This is a genomic window from Enterococcus sp. DIV0086 (genome assembly GCF_050498705.1).
GTDB classification, from domain to species: Bacteria; Bacillota; Bacilli; order Lactobacillales; family Enterococcaceae; genus Enterococcus; species Enterococcus faecalis.
In genome coordinates, this window is the sequence record NZ_JBNIDN010000002.1 from 89,331 (window position 1) to 112,525 (window position 23,195).

The 23,195-nt window shown below is 34.7% G+C and carries 17 protein-coding genes and 3 pseudogenes; 3 read left to right on the plus strand and 17 right to left on the minus strand.

Annotation, left to right across the window (positions count from 1 at the left end; genetic code table 11):
• Positions 1-7 precede the first annotated feature (7 nt).
• From xylA to IGI63_RS14430, 6 genes are all read right to left on the minus strand, one after another.
• Entirely contained in the window at positions 8-1,315 is a 1,308-nt protein-coding gene (gene xylA / locus IGI63_RS14405) for a xylose isomerase (protein WP_429976062.1), read from the minus strand.
• A gap of 110 nt (positions 1,316-1,425) precedes the next feature.
• Positions 1,426-1,833, minus strand: a complete 408-nt coding sequence (locus tag IGI63_RS14410; RefSeq protein WP_429976300.1) for a PTS sugar transporter subunit IIA — start codon at positions 1,831-1,833, stop codon at positions 1,426-1,428.
• Positions 1,834-1,844: 11 nt separating this feature from the next.
• Positions 1,845-2,327, minus strand: a complete 483-nt coding sequence (locus IGI63_RS14415) for a PTS sugar transporter subunit IIB (RefSeq protein WP_429976063.1) — start codon at positions 2,325-2,327, stop codon at positions 1,845-1,847.
• A 24-nt stretch (positions 2,328-2,351) separates the two neighbouring features.
• Positions 2,352-3,164 carry a PTS system mannose/fructose/sorbose family transporter subunit IID gene (locus tag IGI63_RS14420; RefSeq protein WP_429976064.1) on the minus strand — a complete coding sequence of 271 codons (813 nt, stop codon included), beginning with the start codon at positions 3,162-3,164 and terminating at the stop codon, positions 2,352-2,354.
• Positions 3,157-3,942 carry a PTS mannose/fructose/sorbose/N-acetylgalactosamine transporter subunit IIC gene (locus IGI63_RS14425; protein WP_429976065.1) on the minus strand — a complete coding sequence of 262 codons (786 nt, stop codon included), beginning with the start codon at positions 3,940-3,942 and terminating at the stop codon, positions 3,157-3,159. Before IGI63_RS14425 ends, IGI63_RS14420 begins: the two co-directional genes overlap by 8 nt.
• A complete protein-coding gene (locus tag IGI63_RS14430) occupies positions 3,942-6,017 on the minus strand; it encodes a glycoside hydrolase family 31 protein (protein ID WP_429976066.1) in 2,076 nt (691 codons plus the stop codon). The genes IGI63_RS14425 and IGI63_RS14430 overlap by 1 nt, the downstream gene beginning before the upstream one ends.
• A gap of 356 nt (positions 6,018-6,373) precedes the next feature.
• Between IGI63_RS14430 and IGI63_RS14435 the strand changes: the two are divergent.
• Positions 6,374-7,538 (plus strand): annotated as a pseudogene (locus IGI63_RS14435) (ROK family protein).
• A 422-nt stretch (positions 7,539-7,960) separates the two neighbouring features.
• Here the strand turns inward: IGI63_RS14435 and IGI63_RS14440 are convergent.
• The 11 genes and pseudogenes from IGI63_RS14440 to IGI63_RS14490 form a co-directional block, all read right to left on the minus strand.
• Positions 7,961-8,904 (minus strand): annotated as a pseudogene (locus IGI63_RS14440) (IS30 family transposase).
• Between the two features lie 91 nt (positions 8,905-8,995).
• Positions 8,996-9,190, minus strand: a pseudogene (locus IGI63_RS14445) (hypothetical protein); the annotation flags it as partial.
• A gap of 56 nt (positions 9,191-9,246) precedes the next feature.
• Entirely contained in the window at positions 9,247-10,002 is a 756-nt protein-coding gene (locus IGI63_RS14450) for a DUF4886 domain-containing protein (RefSeq protein WP_429976067.1), read from the minus strand.
• Between the two features lie 13 nt (positions 10,003-10,015).
• Complete coding sequence (gene pgmB, locus IGI63_RS14455; RefSeq protein WP_429976068.1) at positions 10,016-10,657, minus strand: beta-phosphoglucomutase; 642 nt, start codon at positions 10,655-10,657, stop codon at positions 10,016-10,018.
• A gap of 15 nt (positions 10,658-10,672) precedes the next feature.
• A complete protein-coding gene (locus IGI63_RS14460) occupies positions 10,673-12,796 on the minus strand; it encodes a glycoside hydrolase family 65 protein (RefSeq protein WP_429976069.1) in 2,124 nt (707 codons plus the stop codon).
• A 13-nt stretch (positions 12,797-12,809) separates the two neighbouring features.
• Positions 12,810-13,031, minus strand: coding sequence for a hypothetical protein (locus tag IGI63_RS14465; protein WP_429976070.1), 222 nt, complete (start codon positions 13,029-13,031; stop codon positions 12,810-12,812).
• A gap of 361 nt (positions 13,032-13,392) precedes the next feature.
• Positions 13,393-14,004 (minus strand): DUF624 domain-containing protein, encoded by a 612-nt coding sequence (locus IGI63_RS14470; protein WP_429976071.1) that lies wholly within the window; start codon positions 14,002-14,004, stop codon positions 13,393-13,395.
• 10 nt (positions 14,005-14,014) lie between these two features.
• Entirely contained in the window at positions 14,015-16,186 is a 2,172-nt protein-coding gene (locus IGI63_RS14475) for a hypothetical protein (RefSeq protein ID WP_429976072.1), read from the minus strand.
• Positions 16,187-16,188: 2 nt separating this feature from the next.
• On the minus strand, positions 16,189-17,028 hold the full coding sequence (locus IGI63_RS14480; RefSeq protein ID WP_429976073.1) for a carbohydrate ABC transporter permease: 840 nt from the start codon (positions 17,026-17,028) through the stop codon (positions 16,189-16,191).
• Positions 17,029-17,031: 3 nt separating this feature from the next.
• On the minus strand, positions 17,032-17,934 hold the full coding sequence (locus tag IGI63_RS14485) for a carbohydrate ABC transporter permease (RefSeq protein ID WP_429976074.1): 903 nt from the start codon (positions 17,932-17,934) through the stop codon (positions 17,032-17,034).
• 79 nt (positions 17,935-18,013) lie between these two features.
• Positions 18,014-19,315, minus strand: coding sequence for an ABC transporter substrate-binding protein (locus IGI63_RS14490; protein ID WP_429976075.1), 1,302 nt, complete (start codon positions 19,313-19,315; stop codon positions 18,014-18,016).
• 189 nt (positions 19,316-19,504) lie between these two features.
• Between IGI63_RS14490 and IGI63_RS14495 the strand changes: the two genes are divergently transcribed.
• Together IGI63_RS14495 and IGI63_RS14500 are read left to right on the plus strand one after the other, a co-directional pair.
• On the plus strand, positions 19,505-20,521 hold the full coding sequence (locus IGI63_RS14495) for a LacI family DNA-binding transcriptional regulator (protein ID WP_429976076.1): 1,017 nt from the start codon (positions 19,505-19,507) through the stop codon (positions 20,519-20,521).
• Between the two features lie 146 nt (positions 20,522-20,667).
• Positions 20,668-23,016 carry a glycoside hydrolase family 65 protein gene (locus IGI63_RS14500; RefSeq protein ID WP_429976077.1) on the plus strand — a complete coding sequence of 783 codons (2,349 nt, stop codon included), beginning with the start codon at positions 20,668-20,670 and terminating at the stop codon, positions 23,014-23,016.
• Positions 23,017-23,195: the final 179 nt, after the last annotated feature.

The following is a 23,195-nucleotide window of genomic DNA, read 5'->3' on the forward strand; positions in this document are numbered from 1 at the left end:
ATTTTTCTTAATACAGATAATCATTTAAAATATTTTTTACATATTCTATATGACTTGATTCTATTATTGGCTCTTCATTTTTTAGGGCATAATCAGTTAAACTTTCTAAATTTTCTTTTCCAGAAATGATTTTTTCGCCAATACCTTCTTTAAAAGATGAATAACGCTGTTCTTTTAGATCCTCAAAAAAACGATCCTCTTTTAATTTCATCGCACTCTTTAATCCTCGCGCAAATGTATCCATTCCAGTAATATGAGCAAGTAATAAGTCTTCCATTTCAAAAGATGAACGTCTAACTTTAGAATCAAAGTTTATCCCACCAGGTTCAATCCCCCCATTTTCTAGTATTTCACACATAGCTAATGTCGCATCATATACATTAGTAGGAAATTCATCTGTATCCCATCCAAGCAGAACATCACCTTGATTAGCATCAATTGAACCTAATGCACCATAGTTTCTTGCCACATTAAGTTCATGTTCAAATGTATGTCCAGCTAAAGTTGCATGATTAGCTTCTAGATTTAGCTTAAAATCCTTTTCTAACCCGTATTTTAAAATGAATGCCATAGTAGTAGCAGCATCGAAATCGTACTGATGTTTTGAAGGTTCTTTGGGTTTTGGTTCAATTAAAAATTGTGGCTTATGCCCAATTTTTTCACCGTAAGATATAGCCATTTTGAATAGACGAGCAATATTATCTTGTTCAAACTTCATATCAGTATTTAGTAGTGTTTCATAGCCTTCACGTCCACCCCAAAAAACATAATTTTCTCCACCTAGTTTTTTTGAAATATCTAACCCTTTTTTTACCTGAGCAGCCGCGATAGCGTATACGTTTGCATTATTTGTAGATGCTGCGCCGTTGACATAACGAGGATTTGAAAACATATTTGCAGTATTCCACAATAGTTTAATACCAGTTTCATCCATCTTATCTTTTATTAAATCTGTAATTTCATCAATATTAGAGAAGAATTCTTTTAAAGAGTTACCTTCTGGAGCAATATCAATATCATGAAAACAAAAATATTCAACATTTAGTTTTTCTAGAATTTCAAAAAAAGCTATAACTCTTTTTTTCGCAGTCTCCATAGGAGATGCTTCCAACCAATCTCGCTTATTAACTGGGTTTCCAAATGGATCTGAACCGTCTTGTGTCATAGTGTGCCAGTATGCTACAGCAAATCGTAAATGTTCTTTCATAGTCTTTCCCATAATTATTTCTTCTGGGTTATAGTGTCGAAACGCGAACATATTTTTAGTATTAGTTCCTTCGTATTTAATTTTTCCAATATTTGGGAAGTAAGTCATGTTATAAGTCTCCTTATCATCTTTGAAATAGTTATTTCAATTCTATTAATAATTTCATAATTTATATACTATTGAAAATTGATTAGCCATAGGTTTTTTAATTTTTATTATTACTCTTCCTCTTCTTCAGAAAATTGTAACTTCGGTATTTTAATACTTTCGGTACCTATTTTCAACAAGTTTTCTACAAGATTTTCCTCTTCTATGGCAAAGAATGATTCTAAAACCATTCCTAGATTAACTCCAGTTATTACCTGAATTCTTGAGTCTCTACTTGCCATCATCATAGCCACATTAGCTGGAGTTCCACCCATTAGATCTGCTAAAATCACAATTCTTTTTGCATCATTTAAAGTCCCAATAATTTTATCTAATTTCTTAAAGGTTCCTTCAATACCATCATCAGGCTTCATAGAAACAACAGGATAATTTATTTGATCACCTAAGATCATTTTAGCTGAATTTAAAATTTCTTTTGCCATAAGGCCATGGCTCATTAATATTACTTCGTTAGTCATCATTGTCTCCCTTACAATATATCTTTTAAAAAAGTCTTTTTGTCATCAGGTGTCATAATTGTTGTTATTTCAATATCTAGACTTAATAGTTTCTCAAAAGCAGACCGCTCTTCATCAGTGACACTAATATTTGGTCTTAAAACAGTAGTATTATTACGATTTGACATATTACCAACATTGATTCTTTTTATCTCTAAATCATTTTCAATAAACGGTAATAAATCCACGGGTGATTTGACAATCATTAAAACATTTTGTCCTTCATATTTACCATTTTTAATATTACTAATAGCTGTTTCTTCAGTTATGATAGATGAAGAAATTCCAGCAGGAACTGCCATTCTTAAAACCTGCTTTTGTAAATCATTTTTAGCAACGCTGTCGTTCACTACCATTAAACGTGTTACTCCCAATTTATTACTCCACATTGTAGCTACTTGACCATGTATCAAGCGATCATCAATTCTAATATTGTTAATGCCTTTCATTTCCATCGAAAATGCCTCCCATAAATTATTTTATTTTAAAATACCTAGAGCCGCTAAAATAATTGACAATACCATAACACCAATAATTAAGTAAATAGGTTTAACGTTCTTCTTTAATGCCCAGAAAACTAAACCAACTAACAATGCAGGCAATAATCCGGGCATTATCTGATCCAAAATGTCTTGACCTTTCATTGAAAAATTACCTTGTTTAAAGTTTAAAGCAATATTCGCTTTAACGACTGAAGGTATTAATGCCCCCACGACCATTAAACCTAAAATCGAAGTTGACTCAGTTAATAATTTTAAACTTTTTTCTATAGTAGCAATTAATTTTGTTCCTGAGGTATATCCTGCATTAAATAATGGAATACTAATTAACTTTAGTGCTATACTTACAACAATCCATAATAAAATCCCTACTGGACTGCCATCAATTGCCATATTTGCTGCAATAGCACCAAATATAGTCCAAGGAATAACTACAAATAAACTATCACCCAAACCAGCTACCGGGCCCATAAGGCCCGTCTTGATAGATGTTACAGCCTCTTCTGTGTTTTCGTCAGCATTCTCTTCCATAGCTACATTAATGCCTAAAATGTAAGGTGCCACCCAAGGATTAGTATTAAAAAATTGTAAATGATTTAATACCGCTTTTTGTAATGCTTCTGGTTTATTTTTATATGCTGTTTTTAAAAATGGTAATACTGCATAACAATATGCTAAAGCTTGCATCTTTTCATAATTAGAAGAAACTGAGTTTGTAAAAAACCATCTCCACAAAACACTTCGTTTAGTTTTTGTATCAACACTTAATTTTGTTTGTTCGATATTATTCATCGTCATCCATCCCCTCTGCTGTATTAATTACAGTATTCTTTACTAAATCTTTACTATTTTTTTTATAAATTATTAATGCAATAGCTGACCCTACAAGCGCCACTCCTAATAAAGGTATTTTCATATAAACAGCCATTACAAAGCCAATAACAAGATAACTAAAATATTCTTTTGCAGGTAAATATCGCAGTAGTAATCCGATACCAACAGCTGGTAATAAACCTCCAGCGACAGTTAATCCATTGGTTAGCCACTCTGGAGTATACGATAAAATTGTATTAATTAATGATGGACCGAAAATTACTGCCAATGCAACTGGTATGCCTGTTGTTGCTGCTGTTAAAAACACACCAAACATTTGCATTTTGGTAATCATACTATAATCACCTTTTTTCACACCTGTTTCAGCTTTGTGAACCATCCAGATGCCAATGGTATTTCTGATTACATCTAGTTGGACCATCAATAAAGCTACTGGTATGCCAATAGAGATTCCTACAGATGGTTTTTGCCCAGTAGTAATTGTAATAAAAGTTGCTACGATACTTGCTGTTTGATAGTCAGGTATTGAAGCTCCTCCAAAATTACTTATTCCCAAAGATAGTAACTGTAAAGTACCACCAATAAATAAACCTGTTGATATATCACCTAGAATTAATCCTGTGACAAAACCTGCTGTTACCGGTTGATAAGTTCCAAACATTGTTGAGTTTTTTTCAAAGTTAATAAAAAATCCATACAGCACAATTAATACTAATTGAAGAATATTTGCTTCCATTAATTTTCCTCCTTAATTACATCAAATAATTTTGAAAATTTACCTTTTTCACTTGTTTTGATAAAAATCGGGATTTGTTGAATGTCTGCTTCGACTACCACTGTTTTTCCACCATCAAAGTTTTCTCTTGTCCATAGGTTTGTCCAACTTTCACCTTTTGGTAAATAAACTTCTCGACTAGTTTCTTTATAATTTTCAATAGGCGCAACAAGGAGTGCATCTCCAAATAAGTAGGTATCTTCAATATTCCATGCATTCTGATCATGTGGATATTCATAAAATAATGTTCTCATAAGTGGATCACCAAACTCATGGGCCTGTCTCATCAACTTACTAATATAAGGTTTCAATTCTTCTCGTATTTTTATATATTTCGTTAGTATTTGTTCTACTTCTTTACCATAAGACCAAATTTCATTTGGAGCTCCGGTAACCATTGATCCTCCTCCATGGTCAGATAATGGTTTGCTGTGTGGTAAGCGATCACCATGCATTCGTAAAATGGGCGAAAATGTTGCATATTGGAACCAGCGAACTAGTAATTCTCTAAACTCAGGATCTTTAGGGTCTCCTCCATGAAATCCTCCAATATCTGTCGTCCACCAAGGTAACCCAGCCAACCCAACGTTTAATCCAGTATTTACTTGATTACGAAAAGCTTCAAAGCTAGAATCAATATCGCCTGACCATAGCAAAGCTCCATAGCGTTGAGCCCCTGCCCATCCACCTCTTACAAGTGTAACAACTGATTGATTATTTCCTAAACCTTCAGAAATCATTGATAAATAGTCGATTGGATACAAATTCCCAATTTGTAAATCAGTTCCTTTTTTATATCGATAATTATCGAAATCATATACAGAATACCCAGGCTCAGCTACATCTAGCCAAAAGTATTTAACTCCTTTGTTAACATAATTCTTTTTAATGAGGTTCCAAACATATTCTCGTGCTTTCTCATTAGTCATATCAACAAAAATTGTGTTCCCTTGAATTTGCATTGTTAATCTAACTCCACGATTCACTTTAACTAAGTAGCCATTTTCTAGATATTCATCAAAGTTCATTGCATCAGTTTGTACAGTAGGCCATATGGAAATAATTGGTTCTACATTATATTCATCTCTTAATATTTTTAAAAATTGCTCAGGTTGAGGCCAATATTCTTCATCAAATCGATATTCACCTTGTTTAGGCCAATGGAAATAATCAATAGCTATAGTTGAAAGTTTTATTCCCAAAGCACAGTATTTTTTTACAACATTCAGTACTTCGTTTGGAGATTGATAACGTAGCTTGCTTTGCCATAATCCCAATAAGCTTTCAGGCATTTTAGGAGCTTTGCCAGTTAAATCACTATAATTTCGAAGTATCTCTTTTGGTGTATCACCCGCAATTATTACATAGTCAATATAATTAGTAGAAGCCATTTCCCATCGAGTCATGTTTTTAGCAAAGGATACCTCTCCTATACCCGGATTATTCCATAAAAATCCATATCCTAAACTCGAGATATAAAATGGTATGGATGCTTGTGAGTTTCTTTGAGCTAGCTCTAGAACTGTATTCTTCAAATCAAGATAAGATTGTTGGTATTGTCCCATTCCAAAAATCTTCTCTTTTGATTCAGATTCAAATCTAGTTGTAACCTGAAACCCACCTTGCAAATTAGAGCGATATTCTCTAGGCTTCAACTTCAGCGTTGAATTAAAATCTTTAGTGATTTCAACTGTACCTGCATCTTCACTTCCGTCATCATGCTTAACAGCTCTCAATCTGATAAACTCTTTTAATAACACTTCATTTTTTTCATTATAAAATGTCAATCGGTCCCGATGGTCTAACACAACTCTAATTTTTCCATTTATTAATTCTATCTTATTTTCGTCTTGATTTATTATGACTGTACCTGAAGTATTAGGCTCATCAATTAAAGAATTAAGTCTATTTTCAAAGTTCATATCTGCAAATGATCTGACTCTAACGGCATTTTTCCCCCAAGCTTCTACAATCAATAATTCATCATCAAAGGTTCTCGAAAAAGATTTTGGTGTAATTTCAATCACATCTTCCATCCCACTTTCAATTTTTCTAAATTAGTTTCTGAATGATTACAACACCAGTAATCGCAGCATTAAAAACGCTTTCAAGAACATGCCTGCTTATTCTTCTGTATCAACAAAAGGTTATAAATTAATTTGTTTTCACGATAAACTAATTAGTTAAAAAAAATAAATATAAAATAATAAGCAGCAGTTACTTGAAATTTATTCGTTAGCACGTTAAACTAATTAATAACTAGACTATAAAACAAGCTCAATAAAATGTCAACTGTAAACGCTATATTTTTTATGACAGATCGATTTGTTTTTAGCAAACAGGAATCTTAAATTTTAATTGTAGCTAATTTATTCTAACTAAGGAGAAAAAAATGATTTCTAGCAAATACACTATCAGAGAACAAAATGAAGCTCAAATACTTAATCAAATTATAAAACATAGAGAAATATCTAGAGCAGAATTAAGTAAAATTACCTCTTTAAATAAAGCATCTGTTTCTTCAATTACAAATAAATTAATAAACGATGGATTCATTATTGAAAAAAGGATTGGGAAGCTACAAATCGTGGAAGAAAGCCTATCATGCTGACCTTTAACGGTAGTTCTTCAGCTTTAGTAATTGCAATTGATCTAGGCTATAACTATATAGATGGCGCATTAGCTTCTTTGGATGGAAAAGAAATCCATAGGGTTCAACTTATTGATACTTATGTTAACAAAAAAAACGTCCAAGATTTAATTCATAAAGTATTCAATCAGCTTACTTCAGATTGTCCTCATACCCGTTATGGCATAGTAGGTATGACAATAGCTCTTCAAGGTCAAGTTCTAAATAACAAAATTATCAGTACTTCCTACAACGATCTTGCTGAAATAAACCTAGTTGAAATGTTAAACCAAGAATACAACTTCCCGGTATTCTTACAAAATGAAGCTAATTTATCAGCATTGGGTGAATATACTTTTTCATCAGATATAGAAAACTTAGCATCTATTAGTCTTCATAGTGGCATTGGTGTCGGACTTGTGAAAAACGGCAAACTAGATGTTGGTAATAAAGGCTATGCTGGACAATTAGGACATACTATTTTATTTCCAAATGGAAGAAAATGCACTTGTGGAAATTATGGTTGCTTAGAAAAATATTGCTCTACACAAGTAATTTATCACGAAATTTCGAAAGAAAAAAATCTCAATAAAATAAATTCAGATGTAGTTTCTATTCTATATGATAATAAGGAATCAAAAGTTGTTGAAATGATTAAACAATATGCCCACTACTTATCCATTGGTGTTAATAATACCATCATGTTATATGCACCGGAATTAGTAATTTTCAATAGTCCATTAACAAAAAAATTCCAGATATGATAAACATCATTCAAAGAAATTTAAACAATCAATTTACAAAAGATGTCCTTGTTATTAACAGCCCTATCGAATGGAATCCTGTAATTAGTGGAGCTATTTCACTTTCAATACAGAAATTTTTAAATATTGAACAATTAAAACTCGGCAATCCAAATAAAACTTAATACAAATTAGATATCATCTATATCATATTATCTTCTCCTCTACCATTAGAAGATAAATGATGAATAATTAAACTATTCAAACGATGGTCGCAAAGGAACGCAGAATAGCAATTTGCAGCAACTCCATATCGTTGGCGATACCATGAAAGTTTCCTTCTGTTTATATCCAATTGTTCTTTTATCTATTTATCTGTTGCGCACTTAAGAAAAAGTAAGAAAAAGGTGAAATGCTAATTAATTGTCGGTTAGCTTTAAATACTTATATTATCTTTGAAACTTACAAGCAATGGAAAAGAACTTTATGATTGATAAGGAATGGCTTACCCAAAGAAAAATTGAAAAATATCTTTGCCTACTTCTAGGGTTAGTTACGCTCTACTCTCGAATTGTCCAATTAAGTGCAACACTTTATCGTAAAAAACTTAATAAGATATTTTCCATTTTAAACATTTTTGTGGTCTAATATTTAATTTATGCGTAAAGGATTGAATATAACTATCTGAAGTTAAGGTCATATTTTCCCCTTTTGGCAGGTATTCTCGTAATAGTCCATTTGTATTTTCATCGGTCCCGCGTTGCCAAGGTGCCTGTGGATCAGAAAAATAACAATCAATATTAGCAACTTTAATGAACTTATGATATAAAGCAAATTCAATTCCCCTATCAGGAGTTATCGTTCTTCTTTTATTGAAAAGCAACTCAGAGAATAGATTAATGATAGCGTTCGAAACAGATAGAGCATCTTTTTTTGCAGCTTTAGAAGTCAATAGAAATCTAGATTTACGATCCACTAACGTGACTAAGCAAGATTTTCCTTTCGCACCAATAACTGTATCCGCTTGCCAATGTTCCAAGTTCTTTCTATTTTCAGCTTCAAGCGGGCGCTCATGTATATTGGGGGCATCATTGAATTTTCCTTGACCGTCTTCAACTCGTTTGGGATAGGTTTTCCTTTTTGTCTAAGTTTTCTAAGAGCGCCACGACTATATTTAGTGAATCCTTTATTAAATAAGCCATGATAAATAAAACGATAAATAGTATTATAGCTAATCGTTGTATGCTTTTCCATTTTAATTCTATTCGCTATTTGTTCAGGATTCAATAAAAGGTTTACATACCGTTTCCTTAAGTGATGACGTATCTAAGATACGTTTTCTACCACATTTTTGTTTATTTTATGATATGATTTCTGCGCTAAAGAAGGTGAATACGGTTTTACTTTTGTAGAATTCCGTCTAATTCCCCTCATCACTGTTGAAGGTGACCATTTGATTAACCGGCTTATTCTTCTAAGAGAAACACAAAAACGATGATATAAAAATATCATTTCTCGCTTTTGTGTAGTAAGATTTATATATAAAGTCATAGATAAAATTCCTCTTAATGCGTTTGTTAGTCCACACCATTATACAAGAATTTTGTCTATGCTTTTAGTGTTGCACTTAAATTGCAAATCATTCTTCAGCACCAGACACACCTAAAATTCTATCGGCATTTTTGATATTGGTTTCTGTTAGTCCAAGATCTGTTATTGGATCGGTTTTTACTTCTGCTTTTTCTGAATAGAATTTTGCTGCTAATTGCAACAACTAATCAACTTTCTCTTCAATTGTCATTTGTTCGAATAGCGCAACTAATTGTTGCTGTTCCATAAAGATTACCTCACTTATCCTGCTTATCTCACACAGGTTTTATTTTGTCCGCTAGATCAGCTGACAGTATTTTTAATCACATTCAGATACTGGGGACTCACCAAGAAGTTTGGCGCAAATCGACTTTCAGGAAGATAAGCTACTGCTTTGGGATCAATATCTAAAAGCGTTTTAGCCCACACTAAAGAAGCTGCATACCGTCCATAGATAATAGTTAGATGATAGCCGTCTTCAGCACATAGACTAAGACCGCCCGCGTCGTAATTAAAAGGTGCTGTCAATCGCAGTGTTTGAATTGCGGAGCCACTCGTAATAAGCGGCAGTAAATATTTTTCAGCGATATTTTGATAACATGTTGTTAATTTTTGATACATTAATTTTTGATTGTTGCCATAATTTGTGAAAGCTGGATGCAAGCTGTCAATTTCATAGGCCCAAGTTTGATGAAGCCAGATCTGAGCTTGCGGTGCTTTTTCCGTTAGATAACGGAGTATGTTGCCAACATACGGTTCATAAGAAGACTCAATTCCGCTTAAATCACTACTTTGCTGAATAACAATATGGTTCCAATCGTCATTAATTATGGTTTCATTGATCGCAACTAAAGGCGCATTATCTTCATAAAAACCATTTTGTTCAAAGCGATAATCGCGGCGATTGTTTTGAATATTCTCCCAATGTTGAGCCAGACTGCAGCCACCGATATAAAGATTGACTACTTTAGTATCAACTCCTGACGCTTCAGCTATTTGATGAACGTAGTGGGTGGCATTCTCAGAGAAACTATTACCGATTGCTAAGATTTTAATCATTGTAAAAACCTCTTTAAAATAATTGTTCTGCTTTAAGGTGTTTAAAGTCTGGAATTACCATATCTGCACTTGGCAGATTTTTTGCTTTTCCAATACCGACCACGTACATTTTGGCTGCTTTTCCTGCTTCACAACCAGCTTGTGCATCTTCAAAAACGACGCATTTTACTGGGGTCAATCCTAAACGTTTTGCACCTAGTAAAAAGACTTCTGGATCTGGTTTCGCTTTTGTAACATCATTGCCATCCACAATTGCATCAAAATATTGCATCAAACCTGTATTTTGCAAAATAATCGACGAGTTTTTGCTGGCTGAACCCAAGCTTGTCTTAATTTTTCTGGCTTTTAAAGCGGTTAAAAATGCTACAACTCCAGGTAAAATTTCTGAATGATTCATTTTTTCAATGAAACTGACATATAAATCATTTTTTTCAGCTGCCATCTGTGCTTTTTGATCTTCTATATACGTTCGATTACCTAAGGACAATAAAATATCCAAAGAAGCCATTCGCGAAACACCTTTCAACCGTTCATTGTCTTGTTCTGTAAAATTTATTCCTAAGCGGTCTGCCAGAGATTTCCAAGCTAAAAAATGATATTTGGCTGTATCTACTAAAACACCATCTAAATCAAAAATTGCTCCTTCATACATCATCTAAACCCATCCTTTTTATTTTTTTCTGATTTGATAATCGTCATTTTTTACTTGAATTTGATATCGTTCGTTTTGATACATGATTGAAAATGAAATTTCTTCAATACCTTCCGGCAAGTGCGGATTCAAAGACAAACCGTCTTCTCTCAGTCTCAGATTACAAAATCCGTAAATAATATTCATAAAGGTTCCGCCCATTGAAGCAGTATGAATGCCCTCTTTCGTATTTTTATGCAGGTTGTCTAAATCTGTCCGAGCATTCTCCAAAAAATATTGGTAACTTTTTTCAAGCTCACCTAACCGACTGTAAACAACAGAAAATGCTGAATAAGACAACGACGAATCATGAGTTGTCCGCTTGTCGTAATAAGCGATTGTTTGTTGTGTCACTGCAGGATCAAAATCATCTGGGAATAACATCAAAGCTAAAACAGCATCCGCTTGTTTAGAAATTTGATAGCGATAAATTTCTAAAGGGTGATAATGCAGTAGCAGCGGATATTTTGTTTCTGTATTTGAAAAAGGCCATTCTGCTTTATTTAAAAAATCACGATCTTGTGCTAGAACACCTAAAACCGGATCGATAATTTTTGTCATATGATCCGCATAATATTGTAATTTTTTCAATTCATCAGGCTGGATTTTTAATTTTTCAGCTAAGTGCTGCCAATCACTAGGATAGTTTTCTGCAAGTTTTTCGGCCAAACGGCAGACCCATTTATATTGGTGTTCAATCAAGCGATTTGTATAAAAATTATCATTAATCAAAACGGAATATTCATCTGGACCAGTCACCATATCTATATGAAACTGATTGTTCTTTAAATAACCAATCTCAGCAAATACGCGCGCTGTTTCCAAAAGCACTTCAAAGCCGCCGTTGACCATAAACTCCAGATCATTTGTATACCGATAATAATTGATGAACGCATATGCAATATCAGCATTAATATGGTGCTGTGCTGAACCTGCTTCGAAAAAAGCCGAGGACTCTGTGCCGGAAATGGTGCGCCAAGGATACAGCGCCCCTGTTTGATAACCGATCATTGCTCGATTTTCTCTAGCGTTCGGCAAAGTTTTTATACGATATTCCAACATTTTTTTGGCCAACTGCGGTTGTAAATGTAAAAATAAAGGAAAAATATACATTTCCGCATCCCAAAAATAATGGCCTTCATAGCCGTTGCCACTCAAACCTTTTGCGGCAATACTAGTATATCCATCTGTTCCAAGCGACTGCAGCAAAGCAAAGGTGCTGTAGTTAACACTTTCTTCCAATTCATCGCGACTTTTGATTGAGATTTTAGCAGCATCCCAAAAATTTTTCAAATAAGCTTTTTGATCAGCTAGTAATTCTTCAAAACTTAATGTTAAACCTTCATGTTCTTGATCATGAAAAGCATAACTCAGTACTTTATAATACACATTTCCATCAAGTTCATTTTCAATCAGCAAACGTGATTCAGTTGATTGATAGTGAAGATGGGATTGATTGATCTGCCATTTCAAACTCGCAGTTATTTGTGAATTTGGTGCAACGAATGTACAAATCTGTGCATCCGTATCTAATGAAATAACCTCAACTTGGTGCAAATCATGACTCATTCTTGGATCATTCTTATCAATCGTCCGTACAGGGACATAATTCAAATGAGTTGTAATATAGATTGGCAGTTCATGATTAATTTTTTCAAATTCAAAATGCATAGCAAATAAATTTTTATGGGTAAATGAAGCCAGCCGTGTAATGGTGATTTTTGTTTCAAAACCATTTGGTGACAACCAATTTACTATACGAACTGTTACTCCCTGTTCCAAGTCAATATACCTTTCGCTGCTTTCCAACGTTCCCCGGTCAATTTGAAATGATTCGTCACCGATGGAAATCAATGTTGTTTGCCCATCGACAACACTAATCATTGTTTCACTAGTTGAAGTAAAACCGTACATTTTTTCTGGATAATCAATCACTTTGGTTTCGTAAAAACCATTCAAATAGGTTTCACGGTTAGTTGCAAAATAATCGTAATAGGCTTCTTCTAAGTTACCACGAACACCCAGATAGCCATTACCGTTAAAAAATAAACTTTCCGCTTTTTCGACGGTTGCTGGATCGTACTTGTTTAAATAAATTTTCATTTTTTTACCTCTTTCAAATCTTTTTTACAATAATAGTTACTGAAACGCCGCCAATATTTTTTGAATCGCTCAACCCAGTCTGAGAATAATACTGACCGTTTTCATTGATAAACTCACTAGTTTGATCTTCTGGAAGCTGGAGATACTCAAGAGGTAGTAGAACCTCTCCTGCCGTAACATTTTTAAAAAGTAACCCAAACCTTCTTTTCTGAGCTTTTAAAACAACAACATTCATAGTCAGGCGTCTCGTTCTATGAGCAAAAATGACTAGTGTATAAGTACCGACACAGAGATTTATAATGGTTTAATTCTCCACAAATCAAATGCTTAACTGCTTTGACATAATTAAGCAAACGGTGTGAGAAGCCTGTGCTTGTCAGCATTCCTAAACGGATCATTAATCGGGCTTGTTCTTCTGGCAATTGTGAAAGATCTTTATTTGGAAATAAAAAATTTGTCAAGCTTCAAATTTTCCATATATTCGACTGCTTGGATACGATGTTCCAGTAATTACCTAACCAGGAGCCGACAAGCATTATTTTTTTCAGCATTTTTATCCTTTTCCTAAGAAAAAAGGTTAGAGCGAAATCGACCTTTTAGTGATTGTTTTCCGCAAAAGCAATACTTTTTGAAAAAAGACGATTGATCAGCGCAGTGCTCATACAGTACAAACCAAAAAGCAAAAAAAGATCAGCTCCAGTGAAAAACAATAAAAACAGCCCTTGAAAAACAATGCTGAAGATTGTTAAAATAACTAGTTGAAATTTGCTGATTCCAAACAAAAAGAGTCTAGCTGCTCCTTTGACAGTCATTTTATAATCAATCGCTGTCGGCAAAGTAAACGTCATCACACTGATTATCAAACAGAAAATAAACAACAACACAATTTTTGCAAAAAATGCTGGACCCGCTGAAGATATATTATTATAAAACAGCACGTTGCTAAAACCCGTCATAAAAACCAGCAAATAAAGATAGCCATACTTGTTCCCACTAAGGAAAACTTTTTTATACATGTTGATATAATTTTTGATAATTGGCTCATCTACGCTCTCTTCAAGCATCAAAGAAAACAGCATGATCCCTGAAAAAACGGCTGGAAAAACCCCGAAAACAATCCCGCCACACAATGTACCGACAACTACTAAAAAATTAATTTGGGCAATTCTCAGTACCCATGTACATAATTTCATCAAGACATTTATCATTATTCATCACCTAAAATTCTATTTTAGCATTTGTATCCGTTAAAACTTTCCATTCATTGGTACCACCGCTGACTTTAATCTGATAATCATTATCTTGAGTGCGTTTTACTTCAAAATCAAAACATTCGCTGCCAATCGCAACGTTTTTAACGCTCATTTCATGCCATTCATCAGGCAGACAAGGTGACAATTGAATCTTTTTTTCAGCTGCGTTTGGTTCAAGGCCAATAAAACCAGAAACTAAAGGATTGATTATACCATATGATGTCCAAGCTTGAACAAAGCAGCCATAATCAGGGGACATTTCTGAAATAGAGCCTGGCAAGTACAAATTAAAGGTGCTTGCAATTTTTCGGATAAGCTCAAGTGCTTGATTTGCTTGCTTATAAGCTAAATTTGCCTGAATTTGTACTCCGGTCGAAATTGTCATCATCATTGTTTGTGCATCTCCTGATAAATACATACCGTATTTACCGATAAATTCTTCACTGTTCAATCGTTTTAAAGAACGCAAAGCATTTTTTTTATCAGCAATTTTCATCTCAAGTGGAGTATTAATCACCCAGTTTTTAAAACACCATGAAATATCAACATCTACCTGATCCAATCCTGAAGCTTTTAAATTAGTTTTGATTCCTTCATAAAAATCAATCATATGCTCATCTTGATGCAAGCTTGATTGATAAATAAATTGGTCTAACCGCAGATAAAGATCTTTTCCCGGAATTCGAATATCTGAGTATAGTGCCTCTTCTTCCGACCACATTTCTCGATTAATCCGTTCTTTCAAATCCAGCGCTTTTGCTTGCCAGTCAGCAGCTAAATCATGATCGCCAAACAAATCAGCAATTTTTGCGCCATCTTCAAGAGCGGCCTGAGTGTAAACTGCAGTGTCAATCAATTCGCCATCAAGCCCTAATACTTCGATGATACCGTAGCCTTCAGGGAACAGATCGCCATCTGAATCTTTTGTTTCCAAAAGCCAGCGAATTCCAACTTTAATATCATTATAATATTGTTCCAGCCACACTTTATCGCCTGTCCAAGTATAAAGATAATACAGCCCATGAATAAAAATTGCTGTTTCTTGCGTGTTGCCTGGATTTCCTACAACACCATAAGAATTTTCTTCGTGGATAATCCGACCATTTCCATTTTTTTGTCTGGAGCCTTCGATAACAATTTTCATCGTTTCTTCTGCTAATTTATGGAACCCGGCTGGAATACATCCTTTTATTGCATAAATAGAATCCACACCAAACCACCAGACATATTCTGGAATACCTGCTATCAAGCCAATACCAACCGGCTCGGATTCAATTGTCAGCCATTCAATATGGCATTTGTTCCAAGCAAATACTGTTTCTAGTTTTTTATCCGGGATAACGATTGCTGCAGTGTCCAAAATTTGCTGATAATAAGCGCGGTTCGTTTCGAATAACGATGCAAAATCTGAAACAGCTGCCAGTCTGTTTATAGATTCTTCATAACTGTTTAGCGATCCGCTGATTTTAAGACTAAAGGTGACTTCAGAACCAGTCTCCACCATAGCTTCAAACGTCCAGCCACCATGTTTGCCATTTCCAAATGTTTGGTCATAACCTTGAACTTGATCAAATATTTTGGCTTTGGCCGATTCAATACCAGTTAAAGCAGCTGTAGCAAACCAATCGTGGTCGCAATCTTTTGCTACAAATGTGCCATCAACTATTTCAATACGATCTTCTCCATCTAAAATACTGGCTTCTTCTGAATACCAAACAGGTCGCAAATCAGTTGTAAAAGAAAGCTCCCCTGCAACTTCTTTCTTTTGATCAGTAGTATTCTTAACCGTGAACGAAACCAGCATCGCTGATTCTTTTAATACAGTGATTTGTTTGCGTATCACTTCCAAACCGTCCAACTCAAATCGTAATTCATTATGAAATGCATAGTTGTCAAAACTAACCGCATCGCGCACCCATTGCCAGGGTTGATTTTTTTCTTTTAGCTTCAACCAAAATCCGTCAAACAGCTTAATCGGATGCATCCAAATGCCGCCCATTTCATTTTCTACATGATGACCAAAGGGCAGAAAACTGCCGTCTTGCGAACCAATTAAATGAATTTTTCGTCCCGGTGTTAAATAATGATTTTCCTTAGGATTTTGTTTTGATTCGATTAAAGTAGTTACGTTCATCATTATTATCCTTTCATCCCTGAAGAAATTGAAATTCCTTCAATAAAATATTTTTGACCAAAGAAGAAAATAATTAAAGAGGGCATTAGCGATACGACCGACGCAGCCATCAAATAGTTCCACTGTACATTATTCTCACTCTTAAAGAAGTTAATCCCCAAAGCTAACGTATACAAATCATGATTGTTCAAATAAATTAACGGCCCCATAAAGTCATTCCAAGCACCATTGAATTGAAAAATGGCAACTGTAGTTAAAGCCGGCAAAGTTAATGGCAGAATCACTTTAATTAAAACACCGAACACACCCAATCCATCAATCTTAGCGGCGTCTTCTAATTCTCTTGGCAGCGACATGAAAAATTGGCGCAGTAAAAAGATGAAAAAAGCATTACCAAAAAATGAAGGAATAATCAAAGGTAAAAAGGTATTAATCCAGCCAAGATTTCTAAAAATCATGAATAAAGGGATCATCGTTACTGTACTTGGCAGCATCATTGTTGATAAAAGTAACATGAACAAAATTCGTTTTTCCTTAACGTAAAAGCGTGCAAAACCATATGCAATCAACGTACAAGAAACTAGCGAGCCGATAATGGTTAACGCTGTAATAAAGATGGTATTGGTTGTCCATTGTCCAAAAGGCAGACGAGTAAATGCTTCAACATAATTACCCCATTGTGGTTTTTTCGGCCACCAAGACAGATCAAATTGAAAGACTTCTGCATTCGTTTTCAATGAAGTAGAAACCATCCAAAACAGCGGAATTATCATTATGATCGCACCGGCAGTCAAAAGAATATACACAATCGTTTTCCATACACGATTACTTGCTGTAACACCCATTGTCTACTCACCCTCGCTTTCATAATAAACCCACATTGACGACCATTTGAACACTAATAAAGTCAAAATCATAATAATTACAAACAAGACCCAAGCTAAGGCTGACGCATAGCCCATTTCAAAATCTTTAAATGCTTTCTTCCATAAATAAAAATTAAAGAATAGGGTGCTGTTTTTCGGTCCGCCGTCTGTCATAATATAGGCTTGATTAAATGTTTGCAGTGCACCGATTACACCGTTTACTAAATTGAAAAAGATTGTAGGCGACAATGTCGGCAATGTAATATTAATAAATTGCTGCCAGCGGCTAGCACCATCCAAACGTGCGGATTCGTAAAGCTGCTCATCAACACCGGATAGCCCTGCCAGCCAAATAATAACAGTTCCGCCAATATTCCACAGACTCATAATAATTAATGATGGCATTGCCCATTTAGAATCATAAATCCATCCTGGCCCGTTAATACCAAACATTTTTAGAATCTGATTCAACAACCCCATTTGCGGATTAAAGATGTATGCCCACAAAACCATCATTGCAACACCAGAAACAATTACCGGTAAATAATAAATTGTGCGGAAAAATTTAACGCTGCGAGTAATTTGATTCAGCAACAGCGCCACCGTTAATGAAGCAATTAAGCCTAATGGAACAGAAAATAAAGAGTACACAAAAGTAACTTTCAAAGATTGATAAAACAGCGGGTCTTCAGTAAATGCGCGAATATAATTTTTAAAACCTACCCAAGTCGGTTCTGTCAATAAATCCCATTTTGTAAAACTCATACATAATGACATAATCATAGGAATCAGTACAAAAGCCAAAAAGCCAATGATCCATGGCAATATAAACAGATAGAAATGTTTTCGCTCAATCCGGCTTTGCGTCTTTTTCTTTTTTTTCACAAAAATCGCCTCCTTACAAATGTATTTATAAAACCAAGCCTTTTATACGATTTCGTATAAAAGGCAAGGCTGTTCTTGCTTATTCTTTATTCGCTGCATCCATTGCTTTTTGGCCTTTTTTAGCAGCTTCATCAAGCATTTTATCAATATCAAGTTTTCCGTCACCGTTTGTTGTGATTTCCGTTAAAACATTTAAAAATTCTGTTCCCGCTGTTTTACCAAAATTAAAGTTCAAACGTTCTGGAAACATTTTAATATTTTCAAGGCTTTCGATAAATTTTGCTTTAGTTGGATCTTCATCTTGTTTAGAAGCTTTAACTGCTGGTTTATAAGCAGTCATTAATCCGTCTTTAGCTATTATTTTTTGACCTTCAGTACTGAAGTATCTTAAATATTCCCAGGCTTCTTCTTTATGCTTAGATCCAGAATACAATCCATAGCCAGAGTAATAGATTGTTGAAAACTGCCCCGCACTCCCTTTTGGCAACTTAGCAATTCCAAACTTTAAATCACTATCAGCATAACTAGATGACGGCCAAACGCCAGAAATATTCATGGCCACTTTTTTCGACAAGAATAAATCCGCTCCTTTAAAGGCATCAGTATCAACAGAAGACGGTGCAACCTTATCTTCGTTTAGCAGCTTATCAAAGAACTTCAAACCAGCTTTTGTGCCCTCACTGTTCATGAAACCATTAACAGTTTTGCCGTCTTCACTGATTACATCACCGCCCTGTGCGTATAGAAATGGTAAAATTGGACGGATTTCCGCACTTGGCAGTTCCACACCCCATTGCTCATAGTTGTCGCCAGATTTAATCGTTAATTTTTTAGCCATTTCTTCAAATTCGTCCCAAGTCCATTCATCAGTTGGATAAGCAATTCCTGCTTTATCAAACATATCTTTGTTATAATAAACTGCTAAGGTAGAATAATCTTTTGGTAAAGTATAATAGCTGCCGTCAATATTGCCGACTTCTAAAATCTTATCAAAGAAATCACCAGTGTTAATTCCTTTATCTCCTTTGATATAGGAATCCAAATTTTCTAAAGCCCCGCGGTCTTTGAACATCGACACATCACCGTCCCCTACTTGAAACACATCAGGTGCGTCTCCGCCAGCAATTTGCGTTAAAATTTTAGTACCGTATTGATCTGGAACACTTTCGACTTTAATCGTTACATCTTTGTGTTTTTTCATGTACTCTTCTGCAATTTTTTGGTGACGTTTATACGCTTCGTCTCCTTCCCAAGTCCCTACACGAATGACTGTTTTTCCCGATCCAGATTCTGAATCAGCAGAATGTTTGTTATTCCTGCAACCCGCCAACGCCATTGCTGTTAATAATCCAACTGCACCTAAAATCATAATTTTTTTCATTTTTTTACACTCTCCTATTTCAAAAATAAAAAAAGAAAACGTTTACATTTTTCGATAAAATCATAATCCAAAACGTTTTCAGTGTCAACACTATTTTTTGAATTATTTTTTATTGTTTATTGCTAAATAGCTAAAAGTCGTGTATTTTTTTACTTGGAAACGCATAGAAAACATTATGGAGGAACAGTTATGGTAACTATCAAAGATGTTGCAAAAAAAACCGGATTTTCAACTACAACAGTCTCTAGAGCCTTGAACGGACACTCAGATGTTAACGAAGAGACAAAGCACATAATTGAAAGTGCTGCAAAAGAATTGAACTATATACCTAACCTTGTAGCTCAATCTTTAGTTACAAGGAAATCACGGACGATTGGGCTTTTGGTTGCTGAATTAAAAGCGGAAAGTGCGAAAGATAATTTTATGTTTGAGGTTTTATTAGGTGTAAATAATTATGTTGCTGCCAAAAACTACGAAATGATTTTGTTAAGTACAGATACTTCAAAGCAGCAAAATAAAACGTTGAATCAATTAGTTTCCGAACGAAATCTTGATGGCGTTATTATCGAAGGCTTAAAAAACGATGATCCGTATATTAAAGAAGCGCTGAATAGTGAAATTCCTGCTGTTTTTATTGATATTCCACTTGAAAATCAAATAACCGGATACGTAACAACTGATCAAAATAAAAGTGTTAAACACGCAATCAGATACTTTTATCGTCTTGGACATCGTAAAATTAGCTTTCTAGGCGGTCATTCTCATGCTTACGTTAGTATTGAGCGTTTAACGGCCTACAAAGAAGCATTAGAAGAACTTAATGTGGAATTCAACGAAGATTATGTTTATTATGGTGATTTTGCAGAGCAGATAGCCTACACAAATTCAATTCAATTTTTACTTAATTTTCCTGAAGTTACCGCTATTTTTTGTGCCAGCGATTTAATGGCTTTAGGCGTTTTAAAAGCTTGTAAAGAGCTCAATATCAATATTCCAAAAGACTTGTCTGTCATCGGATTTGACAATATTCTGTTAACTCAATATGTAACACCAACGTTAACTACCATCGCGCAGTCTCCGTTCCAAATTGGACAGAGATCTGCAGAATTGCTGTTAGATATGATTCATAAAACCCAAACGGCAACGCACTACGTTTTAGAAAATCGTTTAATTGTTCGTGAATCTACTGGGAAAAATAATCACTAATCAAAAAGCACTTAAAAACACGTGAGTTTCGTGTTTTTAAGTGCTTTTTGATTAGTAAAAATAATTATTTTAAAAATTTAAGATTGACACTCCGAAACGTTTCGGATATTATCAGAATGAAAATCTAATATGAGGGAGTAAAAAAAATGTCTAATTTGATTAATTACAACCCAAATTTTGCTGAAAAGAATTGGGTAATCAGCGAAGATCGTTTCAATCCAGAAATTTTGGCAAAAACAGAGACGATTTTCTGCTTGGGGAATGGTTATATGGGAAGTCGCGCTACTGCTGAAGAAGTATATTCAAATCAAACACGCGGACACTTTATTTCAGGCTGTTTCAACAAAGCAAATGGCCATAAAGAAGTTTCAGAACTGCCAAATATCGCTGATAACCTAGAAATTGCAATTTGGATTGATGGCGAGCGATTTTCTTTACAAAACGGTACACTTATTAATTACCGCAAACAACTAGATCTAAAAAAAGCGTTACTGACACGCACAATTGAATGGATTCATCCAAATGGAAAAAAATTCCAACTCAATTTTGACCGATTTGTTTCGATGGATAACCTGCACGTTATCGGTCAGCAAGTTAGAATTACGCCGTTAAATGAAAGCGCATTAATTTCATTTGAATCTGGGATTAACGGGCGTATGACTAATTCAGGAACACAGCATTTTGAAGAAGGCGAATTACGTTTGTTCGATAACCAAATCTTAAAAATGACGCAAACAACTACTGAATCGCAAGTCGACGTAATCAATTATGCAAAACACACCTTTAACTTAAATAATCAGTCTATTAACCCTGAACAGATTATCTTTATGGACCGACGCAAAATTTATATGAAATATAACGACATCACAGTTGAAAATGGCCAAACATTGGTACTAGATAAAATCTCAGGATTTTATACCAGCCGCGACCAAGAAGCTTATAGTGATCTTGATCAAGAAACATTGGCTTTGTTCCGAAATGTAGCCGATTACGACACACTATATGCTGCACATACTCAAGCTTGGAATAAGCTTTGGAACTTCTACAACATTCAAGTAACTGGTAATGACTTTGATCAATTAGCACTGCGATTCGCCATCTATCACCTAATCATTATGACGCCCGCGCATGATAACCGTATGAGCATCGGTGCAAAAGGATTATCAGGTGAAGGGTACAAAGGTCATGCTTTTTGGGATAATGAAATCTTTATTGTGCCGTTTTATATTTTAAGCAACCCCAAAATTGCTCGACAATTATTAGAGTATCGCTATCTTTCTCTTGATGGTGCCGCAAAAAAAGCCACAGAAAACAACTACGAAGGTGCTATGTTCCCTTGGGAATCTGCTTGGCTGTCTGAAGGTGAAGTAACTCCTGTTTATGGTGCAGCAGATATTGTGACCGGAGAATATACAAAAATCTGGTCTGGTTTTATTGAACAGCATATCAGTGCTGATATCGCCTATGCGACTTGGCAATATTTTCAATACACACATGATCTTGATTTTATGCAAAAATACGGTTATGAACTAATTATGGCTACTGCGATTTTTTGGCAGTCTCGCTTAGAATGGAATGAAGAATTAGAGCGGTATGAAATCAACGAAATAATTGGTCCGGATGAATATAAAGAACACGTAAATAATAATGCATTCACCAATTATATGGCTTATTGGAATATCAAAACTGCACTGAGCTATTATGATAACTTGAAAGAGACGCAACCTGAACTGATTCAATCCATTGCAAAACGTTGGAGCATTGAACGCTATTCTAATTTATGGCGTGAAAATCTTGATAAAATTTATTTGCCTCAACCAAATGAAAATAACGTGATCCCTCAAGACGACACTTATTTAACTAAAGAAATTATTGATTTAACACCTTATAAAGAAAATGAGCATGTTGGTTCGCTCTTTTTTGACTACAACTTAGCTCAAGTTAACGAAATGCAGATTACTAAACAAGCAGATGTGTTAATTTTGATGTATTTGCTAGAAGACTATTTTAATTATAATTTGAAAAAAGCCAACTGGGATTATTATGAACCAAAAACTTTACACGATTCTTCTTTGAGTATGTCTACTCATAGTATTCTTGCCTCTGATATGAATGACCGGAAACTCGCTTATAAAATGTTTGAAGTCGCAACTAAAATTGATCTAGGGCAAACGCCAAAATCAAGTGACACAGGAATTCATTCCGCTTCATTAGGTGGTGTGTGGCAATCGTTAGTATTTGGTTTCGCCGGCGTTCGGCTGCGCCATAACCACTTAGAAATTGCTCCAAAACTACCTGAAGCATGGTCAAGTGTAGCGTTCCCAATTTATTGGACAAACTACCGCTTATTTATCACTGTCACTAATGATAAAACAACGATTGAGAATCTATCAGATCAAACTATTACTGCCGTTCATTCAAACCAGCAAACCACAATCAGCCCAAATATCGCTAAGACTTTTTCAAATAATGAAAAAGTCTTTATCAGTAAGTAACCTGTGCAAAATTCCTAATAACAGCAACGCAACAAAAACTTTCATCTTGAAGATGGCGGTTTTTGTTGCGATATTCACTTATCATCGTGACTCCAATAAATCGTCGTGCATCAAAACTTTTACACCAAGTTCACGTTTTTTTATCAGTTGGCCATTAAACACTGCCTCCGCAACTGTTT